This window comes from Microbacterium sp. MYb64, from assembly GCF_002979495.1.
GTDB lineage: Bacteria > Actinomycetota > Actinomycetes > Actinomycetales > Microbacteriaceae > Microbacterium > Microbacterium azadirachtae_A.
Genome location: NZ_PCOW01000023.1, coordinates 1 through 16,640 on the forward strand (window position 1 = coordinate 1; position 16,640 = coordinate 16,640).

Below are 16,640 nucleotides of genomic sequence, written 5' to 3' on the forward strand. Positions count from 1 at the left end.
CCGCACGCCCGCCCTGACGAGGAGCCCCGATGACCCCGAACGACCGCACCCTGCCCCCCGAGGCGCTGGACGACTGGGCCGCCGAGCTGCGCGAGCGATTCGACCTGGCCGAGGAGGACGTGCCGATCGCCCTGATCCTGGACCTCGCGCGCGACGTCGCGAACGGCGTCGCGCGTCCCGCCGCGCCGTTCAGCGCCTTCGTCGCAGGGCTCGTGGCCGGCCGCACGGGCGGGAGCCCCGACGACGTGCGTGCAGCGGTCTCCGCGATCTCGCAGCTGGCCCTCGCGCACGGCCGGGACTGATCGCTCCCCGCGAGCGAGCGCCGAGCGTCCGGACGTCCGGGCGTCGGGGTATCCGGGATCCGCATGGTGGTGATCCGAACCTCCTATCGCGTACGGCATTATTCACGGCCGAAGTCCCCGTCGGCGGGGAGGCGCGATGCGAGTATGGAGCCATGGCCAGCGCCGGGCCCGTCTGCGGGCCGATCTCCAGCTATTCGCGAGTACGGATCCTGCACCTCGTGCAGGCGCGTCCGCACCGCACGATCGGCGAGCTGTGCGAGGCCACCGCGCTGCATCCGAACACGGTGCGCGAGCACCTGCAGCGCCTGATCGAGGGCGGCTACGTCGTGCAGGCGACCGAGCACCGCACGACCCGCGGACGTCCGCGCGTGCTGTACAGCGCCGCCACGGGAGCTCCGGAGGCGTCGAGCCCCGTCGCCAAGCAGAAGGTCGATGACGCCGCCCGCCGCGGGGACCTGCTGCGGCGCATGCTGCAGATCGAATCCTCGGGCCTCGGCCAGCAGGCGGTCTACCAGCTCGACGCTCTCGTCGAGCACCTCGAGGAGAGCGGCTTCGAGCCCGTGATCGACGAGGACCGGCTCACCGTCGAGCTCACCCCGTGCCCGCACGCCGCCGCCCGGCCGGAGCACCGCCCGGTGCTGTGCCAGGTGCACCTCGGCCTCATGCAGGGCGTGCTCGCCCAGGCCGGCGGCCCGCTGACCGCGCGCTGCGTGCGCTCGGCGGCGCGCCCGGAGGAGTGCACGGTCGAACTGGACCGGGTCGGCGGATCCCGCTTCGCCGTCGACGACCGCGTCGGATCCCCGACCGGATCCGCTCACCGCACAGGATCCCGCACCGGATCCACGAACGCAGGAGGCTCCGCGCATGGATTGGCTTGATCCGCTCGTCCTGTCCCGCTGGCAGTTCGGGCTGACGACCGTCTACCACTACCTGTTCGTGCCGCTCACGATCGGCATGGCCACCGTCACCGCGATCTTCCAGACCGCGTGGGTGCGCACCGGCAAGATCGAATACCTGCACCTGACCCGGTTCTTCTCGAAGATCTTCCTGATCAACTTCGCCATGGGCGTGGTGACCGGCATCGTGCAGGAGTTCCAGTTCGGCATGAACTGGTCGGACTACTCCCGCTTCGTCGGCGACGTGTTCGGCGCCCCGCTCGCCTTCGAGGGACTGCTCGCGTTCTTCCTCGAAGCGACGTTCATCGGACTGTGGATCTTCGGCTGGGACAAGCTGCCGAAGAAGGTGCACCTCGCCACCATCTGGGGCGTCGCGATCGGCACGATCCTGTCGGCGTACTTCATCATCGCCGCGAACGCGTTCATGCAGAACCCGGTCGGCTACACGTACAACCCCGCCACCAACCGTGCCGAGCTGACCGACTTCGTGGCGCTGCTGACCAACAAGGTCGCGCTCGCCGCATTCCCGCACACGATCTTCGGCGCGTTCATGCTCGCGGCCGGCGTCGTGATCTCGGTCTCGGCCTGGCACCTCGCCCGCGGCCAGCACGTCGCGACCATGCGGAAGTCGCTGAAGTTCGGACTGTGGGCGATCCTCGTCGCGACCGCCGGCATCGTGCTCTCCGGCGACCAGTTGGGCCTGGCGATGTACGCCACGCAGCCCATGAAGATGGCCGCCGCCGAGGCGACGTTCAACACGGTCTGCGGCAAGGACGCGGCGTTCAGCCTGTTCACGCTCGGCACCCCCGACGGCAAGAGCGAGTTGTTCTCGATACGCGTGCCGTATCTGCTGTCGCTGCTGTCGAACCACACGATCGACGGCTGCGTGCACGGCATCAACGACCTGAACGCGGAGTATGCGCAGAAGTTCGCCTCCACGGGCCTCACCGAGTTCAACCCGGTGCTGTGGGTCACGTACTGGGCCTTCCGCTGGATGATCGGCCTCGGTATGGCCCACGCGCTGGTCGCCGTGGCCGGCCTCTGGTTCACCCGCAAGAACGCCAAGCGCGAGCCCGCGCAGTGGATGTGGAAGATCGCGATCTACTCGTTCCCGTTGTCCTTGGGTGCGAACATCGTCGGCTGGGTCTTCACCGAGATGGGCAGACAGCCCTGGATCGTGTTCAGCCTGATGACGACCAAGAACGGCGTCTCGCCCGGGGTGAGCGGGGTCGAAGTGCTCATCTCGCTCATCTCCTTCACCGCGATCTACGCGGCCCTCGCGGTCGTGGAGGTCGGGCTCATCGTCCGCGCCGCCAAGAAGGGGCCCGACATCACAGAGAAGCACGACGAGGACGCCCCTGTCCCGTCGGTCGTGTACTGAGGAAGGAGACGGACATGGATCTCGCAACGCTCTGGTTCTGGATCGTCGCCCTGTTCTTCGTGGGCTACTTCGTGCTCGACGGCTTCGACTTCGGGGTGGGCATGTCGCTGCCGTTCCTCGGCAAGGACGACATCTCGCGCCGCCAGGTGATCAACACGATCGGCCCGGTCTGGGACCTCAACGAGACCTGGGTGATCGTGGCGGGCGCCTGCCTGTTCGCGTCGTTCCCCGAGTGGTACGCCTCGCTGTTCAGCGGCTTCTACCTGCCGCTCCTGGTGATCCTGCTCGCGCTCATCCTGCGCGGGGTGTCGTTCGAGTACCGGCACCAGCGGGACGACCCGCGCTGGAAGCGCCGCTTCGACACGATGATCGTGATCGGATCCGCCGTCCCCGCACTGCTGTGGGGCGTCGCGTTCGGCAACATCGTGCAGGGCGTGGCGCTGGATGAGAGGCACGTCTTCCGCGGATCCGTGTTCGATCTGCTGAACCCGTACGGGCTGCTCGTCGGCGTCACCACGCTGCTCCTGTTCTTCCTGCACGGGCTGTACTTCGTGGCGCTCAAGACCGACGGCGTCGTGCACGAGCGTGCCCGCCGGGTGGCGCGGCTCGCCGCCCTGCCGACGATCCTCGCTGCGGCCGGGACCGTGGTGTGGACGATCGCGATCGCCGCCGGACGCCCGTCGCTGCTCTGGGCCGTGATCGCGCTCGGCGCCGTGGCCGCGGTGTTCCTCATCGTGTCGGTGGTGTTCTCGCTGCGCGGCCGCGACGGCTGGGCCTTCGCCGCCGGGGTCGTCACGATCCTGACCGCTGTGCTCATGCTGTTCTCCGCGCTGTTCCCGAACGTGCTGCCGTCGACGATCGATCCGGCGAACTCGCTCACGATCCAGAACGCGTCGAGCACGCCGTACACGCTGCAGATCATGAGCTGGACCGCGCTCGTGGCGATGCCGCTCGTCCTCGCGTACCAGGCGTGGACGTACTGGGTGTTCCGCAAGCGCGTGCGCCGGTCGACGATCGAGGCGGCGCCCGCGCACGCATGAGATCCCTGCCGTCCCTGCCGTCCCTGCCGTCACGTCTGTCCGGGCTGTCCGTGCTGTCCGCGCGCCGCCCCGCGACCGCACCGCCCGCCCGGGGCCCCCTCCACTTCCGGGTCGTCCCTGTGAGCGGACCCTATGGCGTGCGCTCACAGGGACGACCCGGAAGTGGAAGGGCGGCTGAGGGGCGGGCGCATGCGTGCGCGTGCGCCGACGTGGCGGCGGAGCGGATCCGATGAAGCCGATCGATCCGCGGCTGCTGCGGTGGGCGCCCGCCGCGCGGACCTACCTCGCGGTCTCGGCGGGCATCGCGCTCGTGCAGACCGCGGTCACGATCGCGTTCGCGGGACTGCTCGCCGCGGGGATCACGGACGTGGCGGAAGGACGCTCGCCGCTCGGCCACGTGCCGTGGCTCGCGCTCGTGGTGCTCGTGCGCGCCGTGCTGCTCTGGGTGTCCGAGGCCTGGGGCGCCCGCGCCGCCGCGCAGGCCGGGCGCGAGCTGCGGACGGCCCTGCTCGATGCGATCTCCCGCCGCGGCCCGGCCTGGCTCGGCACGCGCAACCGCGCCGCGCTCGCGGTCACCGCGGGGCACGGGCTCGACGCCCTGGATCCGTACTTCGCCCGGTACATTCCGCAGCTCGTGCTCACCGCGATCGCGACGCCCGTCATCGTCGCCGTGATGTGGTGGCAGGACTGGCCGAGCGGACTCGCCGCGATCGTCACGCTGCCGCTCATCCCGCTGTTCCTCATCCTCATCGGCATCGCGACCCGCAGCGTGCAGCGCAAGCAGCTGCAGGTGCTGCACGCGCTCGCGGCGCGGTTCGCCGACACCGTGCAGGGTCTCGCCACGCTGCGCGTGTTCGGGCGGGAGCGCCGCGCGGCCGCCCGGATGCGCGAGACCGCCGACCAGTACCGCCGCGAGACCATGCGCGTGCTGCGGTACTCGTTCCTCTCCGGCTTCGCTCTCGAACTGCTCTCGTCGCTCGCGGTGGCGATCATCGCCGTCTCGGTGGGCCTGCGCCTGCTGGGCGGCGAACTGAGCCTCGGCGTCGGCCTGTTCGTGCTGCTGCTGGCTCCCGAGGCGTTCCTGCCACTGCGCCAGGTCGGGGTGCAGTTCCACGCCGCGGCCGAGGGCGTCGCCGCAACGGAGGACGTCTTCGACGTCCTGGAGTCCCCGGCGGCCGAGTCCGGCGTTCAAGGCGCGCACTTTGCTGCACATGGGCCCGGGATCCAGCCATTCGCGCGCTTCGAAACAGGACGTGGGATCCGGCTGGTCGTCGACGGGGTCGCGGTGCGGCACGGGGAGCGGCGGCTGCCGGGGGTGTCGTTCACGGCGGAGCCGGGGACCGTCACGCTCATCGAGGGGCGGAGCGGATCCGGAAAGTCGAGTCTGCTCGCGGCCCTGCGCGGGGCGGCGGCGCACGACGGGACGGTCGTGGCCGAAGGCGCGGCGGATCCGGATCCGACCACATGGCTCGCCTGGGCGGGCCAGCGCCCGGGGCTCATCCGCGGCACGATCGCCGCGAACGTCGCGCTCGGCGACCCCGCGCCCGATCTCGAGCGCGTGCGTACAGCGCTCGTCGAGGCGGCCGCGCCCGACCTGGATCCGGCGCAGGAGCTCGGCGTGCAAGGGGCGGGACTCTCGGGAGGCCAGGCTCAGCGCGTCGCCGTGGCGCGTGCCCTGTACCGGCTCGGATCCGGAGCGAGGGTGCTCGCGCTCGACGAGCCGTCGAGCGCCCTCGACGGCGTGACCGAGCAGCGGTTGTGGGCGTCGCTGCGCCGCGCCGCAGATGACGGGGCGACGGTCCTGCTCGTCTCGCACCGGGAGTCGTCCCGCGCGATCGCCGACCAGGTGGTGCGCGTGGGAACCCCGTCCGCTCCCGCTCAGGTCGCAGTTTCGGTTGCTCCGGGTCGTCCGGAAGAGCCGAAACTGCGACGTGGGCCTGCGCTGGATCCGGATCCGCGATCAGAGTCGCGTGAGGATCCGGATCCGATCCCGGATCTCCCGGCCTCCGTCGGCGGGATCCTCCGCCTCGCGATGCCCCGCACCCGCCGGTTCCTGCCCGCGGTCCTGGCCGGGATCGTCTCCGCGGCGGCCGCGGTCGGCCTGCTGCTCGTGAGCGGCTGGCTCATCGTCACCGCGTCGCTGGTCGACAACCTCGTGCCGCTCTCGGTCGCGATCGTCGGGGTGCGGTTCTTCGCCGTGACCCGCGCCGTCACCCGGTACCTCGAGCGGCTCGTGGGGCACGACGCCTCCCTCGGCCGCCTCGCGGATCTGCGCGCGGCGGTCGTGCGTCGACTCACCCCGCTGGCCCCCGCCGGACTCGGATCCACGGACCGCGGCTCGGTGCTCGCCGCCCTCATCGACGACGTGGAGAACCTGCAGAACCTGCCCCTGCGCGTGGTGCAGCCGCTGCTGACCGGGGGCGTCGTGGCCCTCGTCTCGATCGGCGTCCTCGCCGTCATCGCCCCCTCGGCGGCGCTCGCACTCGCGGTCTGCCTCGTGGTCGCCGTCGTCGGTGCTGTCGTGCTCGGCGGCATCGCCGGAGGCCGGGCCGAACGTGCGCTCAGCCGCGACCGTGCAGAGCTCGCCGGAGCCCTCGTCGACGAGCTCACCGCGCTCGACGTGCTGCAGGCCTACGGTGCGGAGCCGGTCGCACTCGGACGGATCAGCGCCGTCGACGAAGCGCTGCGGCGCACGACCACCCGGGCCGCGGTCGCGCAGGCGCTGTCGTCCGCGGTCGTGTCGCTCGCGGCCGGCGCCGCCTCGATCTGGGCGCTCGCGGTCGCGGCGCCGGGGCAGGCCGGAGGCGCCGTCGACGCGCCCTGGTTCGCGGTCGCCGTGCTGCTGCCGATGGCCGTGTTCGACGTGTTCTCCGCCGTGCCTCAGGCCGCCTCCGCCTGGCGCGGTGTGCGCGCCGGCGCGGAGCGGATCCACGCGCTGCTGCCCTCCGCGCTGCCGGCGGAGGTGCGCGGCGACGAGGGCGAGGGGCGCATCGAGGACGGCGCTCTTCGCCTCCGCGGCGTGACCGCGGCGTGGCCCGGCGCCCGCACCCCTGCCCTCCGCGACCTCGACCTGGACGTCGCGCCGGGCGAGCGGATCCTCGTCACCGGATCCAGCGGCGCGGGCAAGTCGACGCTCGCCGCCGTCCTCGTGGGCTTTCTCCGGTTCGGCGGCTCGTATCGCATCGGCGAGAGCGACGCGGTCCTGGTGCCGGGGCCGGAGCTGCGCCGCCACGTCGGACTGTGCGAGCAGGATCCGATGCTCTTCGACGAGGACATCCGGCAGAACCTGCTGTTCGCGCGCGAGACTGCGACCGATGCCGAGCTGTTCGCCGTGCTCGACCGGGTCGGCCTCGGTCCCTGGGCGCGCGAACGCGGCGGGCTCGACGCGCGGGTGGGGGAGCGGGGCGCCCTCGTCTCCGGTGGCCAGGCGCAGCGCATCGCACTCGCCAGGGCGATCCTGCGCGGATTCCCCGTGCTCGTGCTCGACGAGCCGACGGCGGGGGTGGATCCAGACGCGTCCGATGCGCTGCTGCGCGACCTGCTGGGCGCGGCCGGATCCCAGACCGTCGTCCTGGTCTCGCACGTGGAGCCGCCCGCCAGCACGATCGACCGGACCGTCCGGATCGACGCGGGGCGGATCCGGGCCGTCGAGGCCTGAGTCGTCCCGCTCCCGCCGCCGGGTTGGCGCGGCACCGCCGTCGGGCCTGGCGGGTCTCGCGGTCGACCCCGCCCGAATGCAGGATCCATCCGCCAAGTGCAGGACGAAGGTCCGCGAAGAGACCGTTTGCAGGACGGATCCGCGCTCGCGGCGGGTGTTCGTCCTGCAAACGGCCGGGGTGCTCCTGCAGTCGGCGGCATGAGCCGGTGAGCCGGCGCCCGGGCGGACGAGCGCGGGTCAGGCGGCGATCCCCGGCACCTCCTGGAGGCGGCGGTAGACCGGGATCCCGCGACCCTCGGCGATGGCAACGTCCTGATCGGCCCCGCGGGATTCTCCGGGCAGGCGCAGCACCGCGTCGCAGTGCTGCAGCAGGCGCTCGGCCGTCGGGTACATCACCTCGGTTGCGAGGGGATCTCCGGGGCCGGTCGCGCCGGCGCTGGACAGCACGGGAAGAGCGACCCACTCGCCGATCATCGGGATGTGCCCTGCACGGAAGATCGGCCAGGCCGCCTCTTCGAGGCGGGCCAGGTTCTGCGCCATGAGCGCGGGGTCGCCGCCGGTGCCCGACGCATAGGGGCCGGCGATGAGGATCATGAGTGGCTTCGTCATATCCGGTACAATACAGCAGAAACGTGCATGAATCGGAAGGACTCGGAATGCTTGCTGCCGCACGCAAGGACATGCTGCTCGAACGACTGCGCCGCGACGGCCGCCTCGTCGCGAAGGACATCGCCGCCGAGCTGGGCCTGTCGGAGGACAGCATCCGCCGCGATCTGCGCGAGCTCGATGCGGCGGGACTCGCGGTGCGCGTCTACGGCGGCGCGCTTCCGGCGTCGCCCGCAGTGGTCGACTACGGGCGTCGCACGGCCGTGGCCCCGGACAGCAAGGCGCGCGTCGCCGCCGCGGCCGCAGCTCTCATCGAGCCGGGCGCCACCGTGATCCTCGACGGCGGCACCACGGCGCTCGCGATGGTCGCCGAGATCCCGCTCGCGCTGCCATGCACGGTCATCACGCACAGTCCGACGGTCGCCGCCGCGCTGCTCGATCATGCCGCCGACGTCTTCCTCATCGGCGGGCAGCTGTTCAAGCACTCCGCCGTGGCGTGCGGGGCGGCGGCCGTCGAGGCCGCGCAGCGGATCAGCGCCGACCTGTTCTTCCTCGGGGTCACAGGTGTGCATCCGACGGCGGGGCTGACCACGGGGGATCCCGAGGAGGCGGCCATGAAGCGCGTCCTCGCCTCCCGCGCCGCGGAGACCTTTGTGCTCGCGAGCGAGGAGAAGATCGGGACGGCCTCGCGGTTCGGCGTCGTGGCGATGGACGAGGTGGCCGGCATCGTCACGGACGCGGATCCCGCGGATCCGACGCTCCGCGAACTCGTCGCGGCGGGTGTGCGCCTCATCGCGGCCGACTGATCAGGATCCCGCGTTCCGATCCCGCGACCCGGAGTCCAGCTCCCGAAGGGCCACAGGCGCCGTCAGGGCCAGAGCGGAGCGGTGGGCTCGAGCACCTCGCCGAGCGCCTCGAAGGCGTGGCGGCGCTCCTCGATGCGGCGGTGGAGCTCCTGCTGCGCGTCGTCGACGACGTCCGGATCCAGCGGCACCGACGTCACGTCGGAGCGCGCGTGCTCGGCGGCGAGGTGCGCGTCGAGCTCGGGGCCCGAGGTCCAGGACGTGATGAGCGCGTAGCGCGGCGCCGTGCCGCGGTGCCAGACCGCATGCCAGAAGCGCTGGGTGTCGACGACGATCCGCGACCCGGCCGGCAGTGGCAGTCGCACCTCGGTGGCGGGGTCGAAGCGGTCCTGCCGCAGGATGAGCAGCGACTCCGGGTCGTCGGTGAGGTTGAAGAAGCCCCGCACGACCCAGCCCGTGCCGTCGGGGTTGAGGCGGTTGTTGTCGTCCTGGTGCAGGTTGAAGATCGCGTCGGCGTAGGTGTTCGGCTGAAGCTCGACCACGCGGCAGCGCCCGATGTTCGCGCCGGCCTCCTGTGCGCGCCGCACGAGCGTCGGCGCCAGGGCGGACTGCGCCGCGACCCAGACGCCGTCCTTGTCGGCGCGCGGCGGGGTGCGGTTCCAGAAGCCGTCGCAGTCCGCGTCGCCGGAGTGGCTCGCGAGCGCGGCGAACCGGGTCACGCCCGACGAGCGCCACGGCGTGTACGCGAGGTCGAGCCATTCGGCCGGGTCCGCGGTCTGGTCGTACGGGTCCAGCACCACGTATCCGGTCTTCTTCAGCGCGGGCGAGTGGATGTGCGACATGGCGAGGACCTCCGATCCGTCTTCGCAACCTACTTAGGGCATCCTAACTCGTCGGCGTGCGACGGATGCGGGACGCAACCGTGCAAAACCGGCTCCGGGAACCGTCCTACGCTGTCAGGCATGACCAACCCCCGCGGAGCGCTGCTGGTCGGCAGCGTGAACTACGACGACGCCGAGACCACGATGCGCACCGCCGCCGAGATCCTCGGGCCGCGGTTGCGGCGCATCCCCGACGGCGAGGTCGGCGTCCGCTTCCACTGGATCATGTTCCAGCCCGATGTGCTCGGGCAGGCGCAGGGGATCGAGCGGGTCGGTGCCGAGCGGATCCCCTTCGGCGCGGGTCTCGACGCCCGGCCTCTGCGGATCGCCGATGGCGTGGACGCGTCCGAGATCGTGCTGCCGCCGCTCGGCTATGCGTCCGCGGCGCTCGAGTCGTACGAGGTCTTCCGCCGCCTGCGCGCGGCGGGCGCGATCGCCGAAGGTGTGCGCTTCCAGGTGTCGCTGCCCACGCCGCTCGCCGTGATCTCGTCGTTCTTCGCGGGCGACGACCGTGCCGCGATCGAGCCGGTGTACACGGCGGCGCTCCTCGGCGAGCTCGACGAGATCCTGGGCGGGATCCCGCACGCCGACCTCGCGATCCAGTGGGACGTCGCGAGCGAACTGGGCATCATCGAGCGCGCTGCCGGCTACGGCAAGGTCATGGAGGCGTGGTGGCCGGGGGATCCGTTCGACGGCCTCGTCGCGCGCCTGGCGGCGCTCGTCGACGCGGTGCCCTCGGGCGTCGAGGTCGGCGTGCACCTCTGCTACGGAGACGCTGCCGAGAGGCACTTCATCGAGCCGGTCGATGCCGGCACCCTGGTCCGCTACGCGAACGCCGTGGTCGCGGCGACCGGACGTCCGCTGACCTGGCTGCACCTGCCCGTCCCGATCGAGCGCGACGACGACGCGTACTTCGCCCCGCTCGATGCGCTCGCGCTCGGGGACGGCGTCGAGCTGTACCTGGGACTCGTGCACCGCGAAGACGGTGCCGAGGGTGCGGAGCGCCGCATCGCCGCGGCCTCCGCGCACGTCGCCGAGTTCGGCGTGGGCACCGAGTGCGGCATCGGACGCGCCCCCGCCGGATCCACCGAGGGCATCCTGCGCACCCACGCCGAGGTCGCCGCGGCCTGGTGACCGTGGCGGGGTCAGTCCTGACGTCGCCGAGTGCACGGGATCCCGTCGAGTGCACGGGAAATCTGCGTCGATAGGCCGTGCACTCGGCAGGATTCGGTGGACTCGGCGGGCGGCGCGCCCGGGCGGCGTCGCTCGATTCGCGATCGATCCCGCCGTCGCGTAAGCTATTCCGCGGTGACGTGTCCGAGCGGCCGAAGGTGCAACTCTCGAAAAGTTGTGTAGGGTAACCCCCTACCGTGGGTTCAAATCCCACCGTCACCGCCATGAAAACCCCCGAGAGATCGGGGGTTTTCGCGTATCCGGTGGTGCATGCTGCACGAACCGTCAGAAGTGAGCCGCGAGTTCAGGCAGTAGCGTCAGGCAGCTGTCTCATCTCGAAAGCCCATGTCCACGTTGTCTGTCGATTCCTCAGCGGGGTCGCTCAGAACACGTGCCGAAGAAGTATCCAGACGAACGGCAGCGAAGGGGAGGGGCGGACAGCCAAACAACGCTGCCCGCCCCTGAGGTCACGCGCGTTCCGCAGAGAACCGGTTCTCCGCCGCGTCGAAATCGATCACGCGCAGGTTCAGCTGCTCGCCGGGCTTGCCTTCGGCGCCTTTCGCGAGGCCGGCAACGCCGGCGTACTCCACGAGAACACCGAACGGCAGCGACTTCGTGATGGTCGCGGCGATGATGTCGCCGGCCGCAAGAGTCTGATCATCCATGTATTCACCCCCTCTCCCAGAATCGGGCGAAGGAGGACAGGAGGATCACGGGGCGGGCGGGCAGCCCTTCCCATACGTGCCGCGCATCGCGTCCAGCACCATCCCGATCTTCACGGGTTCATTGTAGATCGCTGCATCGCGCGCGTCTCGTCGGCACCTCACACGGGATCCATCTCCGTGCCGTGAGAGTCCGGAGCCCCCTCGGATACGTTGAGTGCGGACCCGTCGACGAACGACGATGAGCGGTCCCGAGCGCAGGGGGCTCATGTGAAGAGAGGGACCCTCAACGGGAACCCCTCTTGAAGGGATCAACGGTGTTGATCGTCGCCGGCGGGCTCGTTCCGTTCTCGGTTGCGCTTGGCGACCATTGCGAGCGCTGCCGAGCCGCCGACGACGACCACGAGCGTCGCGACCTTCAACCACGCGAGGTCCGCACTGATCGCGACGGCGAGCCCGGCGGCAAGAACCACGATGAGCGCGACCTGACTTACTGCCCAGTGCCAGAGCTTCATGCGGAGTCCGTTCTAGTAACTTTCGCAGTGGTCGCCAGCTCCGAGACCGCTGATCGGATAGGTCTTCAGATTCTGTCGGCACAGACCATTCTGAACGCCGGATGCCGCAGGATCTCGCGACTTTCTGTCGCCGATTGAGCATCGTCCGCCGCGCTGCGCATGCTTCGAGGCTATCGGGACCGCTTCGTCGGGCGCTCCGGACTCCCGACGCGTCATTCGCCTCCTCGGTCAGGACTCCCAGCACCATGGCCGGGCGGCACACGATGCCACCCGCCGCGACGTCGCCTCCCCGGTCCCGTTCACCACAGTGACGCGATCATCGCCCCGAGCACGATCAGCAGGAGGGCGAGATAGGTCCACGCGTGCACACGATCGGGGATCGGAAGCGGTCGCCGGCGCAGGAGGACGATGACGGGGATCGACCCCGCCAGCAAGAGTGCCGCAGCTCCGATGTCGACGATCCCCACGGAGAGGAAAGACGCGTGGACGGGTACCGCGTGAGGGAGCGCCATGAAAGCAATGCTCGCAGGCAGGGTGATCGCGAGAGTCAGCGGGTTCGCGAGGGCGGTCGCCTCGCTCATGGGCAGGCCGGAACGTCGCAGCAGAGGCACCGTCATCACGCTGCCGCCGACGCCGAGCAACGATGCCACGGCACCGATAGGCACTCCGAGAGAGGAGGGAATCCGCACCGTTGCCCCCGGCGAGCTCTCCCGAGCCGCGCGACTGAAGAAGCCTGGGCGCACGGACACGTCGACGATCGTCACCGCCAGATAGGCGACGAAACCCCACGAGACCACCGCCGCGGGCACCGCGGATGCGACGGCGGCACCGCACAGCCCGCCCACAGCGAGCAGGAGGAGTAGCGCCCTTCGGCCCCGCAGCCGCTCAAGTACGGCGACCGGGGTGGACACCGTGGCGATCGCCGCATTGACGACCATGACCAGCGCGGAGGTCGCTACGGCGATCATGACGGCATCGGAACCGACCGCGGCATCTGCCCAGACGATCACGGGAACGGTGACGAAGCCGCCGCCGAAGCCGAACAGAACGGTGGTGAGCCCGGCGAAGGCTCCGATCAGGAGAAGCGTGAAGATTGTCATCCCAACCAGCCCAGCACTGGTCCGTTCGTCCCGCAGTCGAGGATCGGGCATCTTCTTTCGAATCCCGGCCATACGATCAGTTCATGCGCAACGTCTCCCTGGACCGCGTCGATCGACTGCCGGTATCGGTCCTCCCGATCGCGACCGACTACGCTCCAGGGCACCTGCTGGCGTGGCACGAGCATCGGCGAGCACAGTTCCTGTACGCCGCCTCGGGCACCATGCTCGTCGAGACCCGCGACGGCGCGTGGACGGTTCCGGGAGAGCGCGCGGTCTTGATCCCGCCGCGGACCCGCCACCAGGTCCGGATGCTGGATGTGCAGACCAACAGTCTCTACATCGATCCCCGCAGCGCTCCCTGGTGGCCGGAACGGTGCGAGGTGGTCGTGGTCCCGGATCTCCTGCGAGAACTTCTCCGGGCAGCAGCAGATGTCGATGTCGAGGCGTTGACCGACGGCCGCAGTCAGGCCGTGTTCGCGCTGCTCCTGCACGAGTTGTCCGCGCTCGTCGAAGTGCCGATGTCGATCCCCTTTCCCGAGGACGTCGTGCTGGCGGGTCTGTGCCGCCGCTACATGTCCGCGCCGGATCTGCACGTGGACAACAAGGCCTGGGCGCAGGAGGCCCGCATGAGCGAGCGGAGCCTGACGCGCCGGTTCCGCGCACAGACGGGGATGAGTCCGGCCGCCTGGCGCGCCAAGGCTCTGTTGCTCGCGGCGATCCCGCTGCTGGCTCACCGCACCGTCACCGATGTCGCCGGCGCGCTGGGCTATTCCTCACCTGCCGCGTTCTCCTACGCCTTTCACCGCGCATTCGATGTGACTCCGATGTCGCTGCGTCAGTGACCCCACGGCCTTTCCACCTTCGAGTCGTCCCCATCAGCGGACCCCATAGCGTGCGCTGACGGGGACGACTCGGAAGTGGGGTGTCGGTCGCCGGCGGCGGCGGGAGACTGCCGGCATCGCGCACGGGCGCACGGGCGCGCGGGCGCACGTTGCAGACTGCAGCCGCGCGGCTTCCCGGCGGAGCGCGTTGCGGATTCGGCAAGCGCATTTCGTGGATCGATGCGGCTGCCGATACGTTCGGAAGGCGGTCCGCGGGCCGCACGACTGCCCATCGACGGATCGGATGACCGGTGATTTCCTGACGACGCCTATGCACTGGCGGGCTCGCGCACGCGCGAACCCCTGCGACCGCATCCAGAGAATGGAGTGCGATCGCCGTGCGTCGTCCTCAGGGCGTCCGTTCCGGGCGCCCGGCACCTTTGTCAGTCCACGTCGGCAGGGCCCTTTCGAGGCCGTCGCCGTTCGACGATCGACGCACCCCGCGGGATCCCGACGATCCCGAATCTCACACTCCGGCCCGTCGCACACGCACCGGAGAACCGTCGCATGCGTCGGCCTGCGGGCCGGCGCACGTCCTGAGAGGACCATCGTGACCATCCAGACCATCCCCGCACCCGTCGTCCGCCAGACGTGGATCGACCCGTTCGCGGGCGGAACCGAGATCCGCGCGCTCCACGGCTTCAGGCTCGCCCACACGGAGAACCCGGAGGAGGGCTTCGCCGTGCAGATCCTCGGGAGGCCGTCGGGCACGAGCGTGCTCGTCTCCTCCGAGATCGCCGAGTTGGAGGGCGTCCGGCAGTCCACGAGCGAGGCGGAACTGCGGGCTGCGCTCACCGCCGCCGGCGTCGAGATGAACGGGGCCGACCATCTGTTCTTCCTGCCGGACGCCCGGAAGCAGGAGGTGCGAGCCGCGCACGACGCGTCGCACGTCCGGCGGCTCACCGCTGACGACGAAGGGCTTTTCGAGGCGTTCGTGGCGAGCGCACCCGAGGCGGATGTCGACGAGGCGTGGGTCGAACTCGATCAGTGGGTCGTGTTCGGCGCCTTCGACGGCGACCTCCTCGTCGCCGCCGGCAGCGCCTTGCCCTTCCGCGAGGACAGCCTCCTGGCCGACATCGGCGTCCTCACGCTGCCGAGCCATCGCGGCCAGGGGCATGCGCGAGCGATCGTCCTCGCGCTCTCCCGCCACGCGCTCGCGGAGGGGTATGAGCCGCAGTACCGCTGCCAGCTCGACAACACCTCGTCCGTCATCCTGGCGGAGCGCTCGGGGTTCCTGAGCATCGGAACCTGGGACGTCCCGCTTCCCTCGGAGGACGACGACGAAGACGAGGACTAGGACGAGAACGCGGGGCCCTTTCCCGGACGGGAGAGGGCCCCGCGTCGACACGAGGGCGAAGGATGACGCGGCGCGCGTCAGGCGAGGGCGTCGACGATCGGGCGGAACTTCACCCGCGTCTCGAGCAGCTCCGCCTCGGGGTCGCTGCCGGCGACGATCCCGGCGCCGGCATAGGCGGTGAGCGGGATCGGCTGACCGGATCCGGTCCCGGTCACGTCGAACTGCGCGCACCGCAGCGCGATCGCCCACTCGCCGTTGCCGTGCCCGTCGATCCAGCCCACGGGGCCGGCATAGCGCCCCCGGTCGAAGGGCTCGAGTTCGCGGATCGCCGCGATCGCGGCATCGGTCGGGGTGCCCGCGACCGCTGCCGTCGGATGCAGCGCGGCGGCGAGGTCGAGCGCGGAGGCGCCGTCGCTGAGGCGCGCGCGCACATCGGTGGCCAGATGGAACAGGTTCGGCAGCTCGAGGATGAACGGGCCGCCCTCCGCGTCGAGCGCGGTCGTGTGCGGGGCGAGAGAGGCCACCACGCTGCGCACCGCGAACGCGTGCTCGTCGTTGTCCTTGGGGCTGTCGGCGAGCGACGCCGCGGCGCGGGCATCGGTCACGGCGTCCGCACCGCGCGCGGCCGTGCCGGCCAGCACTCGGGCGGTCACCACGCCGTCCTGCGCGGTGACGAGAGTCTCCGGGCTCGCGCCGATCAGGCCGTCCACGGCGAACGCCCACGTGTCGGGGTACTCGGTGCTGAGCGCGCGCACCAGGCGGCGCAGGTCGGATCCGGCCGGCACCGTGCCGACGAGATCGCGCGCCAGCACGACCTTGCCGTACCGGGCGTCGGCGATCGCGGCGAGCGCCTCGCGCACCGAGGCCTGGTACCCCTGCGCCGTCTGCGCGCCGGGGCCGAGCGTGCCCGCCCAGTGCGGGCCGAGGGCGGTGGGTGCCGGAACGCCGTCCGCGACAACCCCATCCGCGGGGACGCCGCCCGCTGGATCGCCGATGGAGGCACCGCCCGAACCGGCATCGACGATGCGCGTGATCCAGGTGCGACCGCCGTGCCGGCCGATCACGGTGCGCGGCACGATGAGCACGCTGTCCGCGGCGGAGGCCTCGTCGAAGACCAGCGCGGCGAACGCGACGAGGCCGGTGCCGGGCAGGCGCACCGCGTCGTCGATGCGGGCGGAAGAACGGATCCCGTCCCAGGCGCGGCTGAGGGCGGCCGTACGGGGCTCCGTGCCGGAGGAGATCCGGACCACGGCCGCGGTCTCGGATCCGACCGCGACGATCCCGTCGCCGCGGCGCAGCCACGCCCGCGGATCCGCCGGATCCGCGTAGGCGAGCAGGTCGTCGGCGAGGTCGAACTCTCGCGTCTGAACGACCAGGCCGGCACTCACGGATCCAGCCTATTGCGTGCCGGAAGCGCCGCCGTGCCCGGGGAAGCGTCAGGGGTG

At 70.9% G+C, this 16,640-nt stretch carries 15 protein-coding genes and 1 tRNA gene; 10 read left to right on the top strand and 6 right to left on the bottom strand.

Annotation, left to right across the window (positions count from 1 at the left end; genetic code table 11):
- Positions 1-29 precede the first annotated feature (29 nt).
- The 5 genes from CQ044_RS16305 (at position 30) to cydD (ending at position 7,277) form a co-directional block, all read left to right on the top strand.
- Positions 30-302 (top strand): DUF6457 domain-containing protein, encoded by a 273-nt coding sequence (locus CQ044_RS16305; protein WP_105689440.1) that lies wholly within the window; start codon positions 30-32, stop codon positions 300-302.
- 152 nt (positions 303-454) lie between these two features.
- Positions 455-1,180: a metalloregulator ArsR/SmtB family transcription factor gene (locus CQ044_RS16310; protein ID WP_105689441.1), complete on the top strand. Its 726-nt coding sequence runs from the start codon at positions 455-457 to the stop codon at positions 1,178-1,180.
- A complete protein-coding gene (locus tag CQ044_RS16315; protein WP_045270734.1) occupies positions 1,167-2,579 on the top strand; it encodes a cytochrome ubiquinol oxidase subunit I in 1,413 nt (470 codons plus the stop codon). The genes CQ044_RS16310 and CQ044_RS16315 overlap by 14 nt, the downstream gene beginning before the upstream one ends.
- Before the next feature lie 14 nt (positions 2,580-2,593).
- On the top strand, positions 2,594-3,619 hold the full coding sequence (gene cydB / locus CQ044_RS16320; protein WP_105689442.1) for a cytochrome d ubiquinol oxidase subunit II: 1,026 nt from the start codon (positions 2,594-2,596) through the stop codon (positions 3,617-3,619).
- Between the two features lie 229 nt (positions 3,620-3,848).
- Complete coding sequence (gene cydD / locus CQ044_RS19895; protein WP_105689443.1) at positions 3,849-7,277, top strand: thiol reductant ABC exporter subunit CydD; 3,429 nt, start codon at positions 3,849-3,851, stop codon at positions 7,275-7,277.
- Positions 7,278-7,514: 237 nt separating this feature from the next.
- Here cydD and CQ044_RS16330 read toward each other — a convergent pair whose 3' ends face one another.
- Positions 7,515-7,886, bottom strand: a complete 372-nt coding sequence (locus tag CQ044_RS16330) for a DUF4406 domain-containing protein (RefSeq protein ID WP_258133351.1) — start codon at positions 7,884-7,886, stop codon at positions 7,515-7,517.
- A 47-nt stretch (positions 7,887-7,933) separates the two neighbouring features.
- On the opposite strand from CQ044_RS16330, the gene CQ044_RS16335 reads away from it, so the two are divergent.
- Positions 7,934-8,689 (top strand): DeoR/GlpR family DNA-binding transcription regulator, encoded by a 756-nt coding sequence (locus CQ044_RS16335; protein ID WP_105689445.1) that lies wholly within the window; start codon positions 7,934-7,936, stop codon positions 8,687-8,689.
- A gap of 62 nt (positions 8,690-8,751) precedes the next feature.
- Here CQ044_RS16335 and CQ044_RS16340 read toward each other — a convergent pair whose 3' ends face one another.
- Positions 8,752-9,528 (bottom strand): hypothetical protein, encoded by a 777-nt coding sequence (locus CQ044_RS16340; RefSeq protein ID WP_105689446.1) that lies wholly within the window; start codon positions 9,526-9,528, stop codon positions 8,752-8,754.
- Between the two features lie 120 nt (positions 9,529-9,648).
- Between CQ044_RS16340 and CQ044_RS16345 the strand changes: the two genes are divergently transcribed.
- Both CQ044_RS16345 and CQ044_RS16350 read left to right on the top strand, forming a co-directional pair.
- Positions 9,649-10,701, top strand: a complete 1,053-nt coding sequence (locus CQ044_RS16345) for a hypothetical protein (RefSeq protein ID WP_105689447.1) — start codon at positions 9,649-9,651, stop codon at positions 10,699-10,701.
- A gap of 173 nt (positions 10,702-10,874) precedes the next feature.
- Positions 10,875-10,965, top strand: a tRNA-Ser gene (locus tag CQ044_RS16350).
- 242 nt (positions 10,966-11,207) lie between these two features.
- Here the strand turns inward: CQ044_RS16350 and CQ044_RS16355 are convergent.
- The 3 genes from CQ044_RS16355 to CQ044_RS16365 all read right to left on the bottom strand — a co-directional run bounded on the left by CQ044_RS16355 (position 11,208) and on the right by CQ044_RS16365 (position 13,017).
- Positions 11,208-11,405: a hypothetical protein gene (locus CQ044_RS16355; RefSeq protein ID WP_105689448.1), complete on the bottom strand. Its 198-nt coding sequence runs from the start codon at positions 11,403-11,405 to the stop codon at positions 11,208-11,210.
- Between the two features lie 308 nt (positions 11,406-11,713).
- Positions 11,714-11,917 (bottom strand): hypothetical protein, encoded by a 204-nt coding sequence (locus tag CQ044_RS16360; protein WP_105689449.1) that lies wholly within the window; start codon positions 11,915-11,917, stop codon positions 11,714-11,716.
- Between the two features lie 299 nt (positions 11,918-12,216).
- Positions 12,217-13,017 carry a sulfite exporter TauE/SafE family protein gene (locus CQ044_RS16365; RefSeq protein ID WP_219844987.1) on the bottom strand — a complete coding sequence of 267 codons (801 nt, stop codon included), beginning with the start codon at positions 13,015-13,017 and terminating at the stop codon, positions 12,217-12,219.
- Positions 13,018-13,100: 83 nt separating this feature from the next.
- Here CQ044_RS16365 and CQ044_RS16370 point away from each other — a divergent pair, with 83 nt between their 5' ends.
- The gene (locus CQ044_RS16370) at positions 13,101-13,859 is read left to right on the top strand and encodes a helix-turn-helix domain-containing protein (protein WP_105689450.1); all 759 of its coding nucleotides are present in this window, start codon (positions 13,101-13,103) and stop codon (positions 13,857-13,859) included.
- Between the two features lie 589 nt (positions 13,860-14,448).
- A complete protein-coding gene (locus tag CQ044_RS16375; protein WP_105689451.1) occupies positions 14,449-15,195 on the top strand; it encodes a GNAT family N-acetyltransferase in 747 nt (248 codons plus the stop codon).
- Positions 15,196-15,272: 77 nt separating this feature from the next.
- On the opposite strand, the gene CQ044_RS16380 is transcribed toward CQ044_RS16375, so the two are convergent.
- Entirely contained in the window at positions 15,273-16,583 is a 1,311-nt protein-coding gene (locus CQ044_RS16380; protein WP_105689452.1) for an isochorismate synthase MenF, read from the bottom strand.
- Between the last annotated feature and the right edge of the window lie 57 nt (positions 16,584-16,640).

Excerpts from the sequence above, each read along its gene's own strand:
- CQ044_RS16340 (WP_105689446.1), bottom strand. The coding sequence starts at position 9,528 with ATGTCGCACATCCACTCGCCCGCGCTGAAGAAGACCGGATACGTGGTG.
- CQ044_RS16360 (WP_105689449.1), bottom strand. The coding sequence starts at position 11,917 with ATGAAGCTCTGGCACTGGGCAGTAAGTCAGGTCGCGCTCATCGTGGTT.
- CQ044_RS16330 (WP_258133351.1), bottom strand. The coding sequence starts at position 7,886 with ATGACGAAGCCACTCATGATCCTCATCGCCGGCCCCTATGCGTCGGGC.
- CQ044_RS16310 (WP_105689441.1), top strand. The coding sequence starts at position 455 with ATGGCCAGCGCCGGGCCCGTCTGCGGGCCGATCTCCAGCTATTCGCGA.
- CQ044_RS16365 (WP_219844987.1), bottom strand. The coding sequence starts at position 13,017 with ATGACAATCTTCACGCTTCTCCTGATCGGAGCCTTCGCCGGGCTCACC.
- CQ044_RS16335 (WP_105689445.1), top strand. The coding sequence starts at position 7,934 with ATGCTTGCTGCCGCACGCAAGGACATGCTGCTCGAACGACTGCGCCGC.
- cydD (WP_105689443.1), top strand. The coding sequence starts at position 3,849 with ATGAAGCCGATCGATCCGCGGCTGCTGCGGTGGGCGCCCGCCGCGCGG.
- CQ044_RS16355 (WP_105689448.1), bottom strand. The coding sequence starts at position 11,405 with ATGGATGATCAGACTCTTGCGGCCGGCGACATCATCGCCGCGACCATC.
- CQ044_RS16305 (WP_105689440.1), top strand. The coding sequence starts at position 30 with ATGACCCCGAACGACCGCACCCTGCCCCCCGAGGCGCTGGACGACTGG.
- CQ044_RS16315 (WP_045270734.1), top strand. The coding sequence starts at position 1,167 with ATGGATTGGCTTGATCCGCTCGTCCTGTCCCGCTGGCAGTTCGGGCTG.
- cydB (WP_105689442.1), top strand. The coding sequence starts at position 2,594 with ATGGATCTCGCAACGCTCTGGTTCTGGATCGTCGCCCTGTTCTTCGTG.
- CQ044_RS16345 (WP_105689447.1), top strand. The coding sequence starts at position 9,649 with ATGACCAACCCCCGCGGAGCGCTGCTGGTCGGCAGCGTGAACTACGAC.
- CQ044_RS16370 (WP_105689450.1), top strand. The coding sequence starts at position 13,101 with ATGCGCAACGTCTCCCTGGACCGCGTCGATCGACTGCCGGTATCGGTC.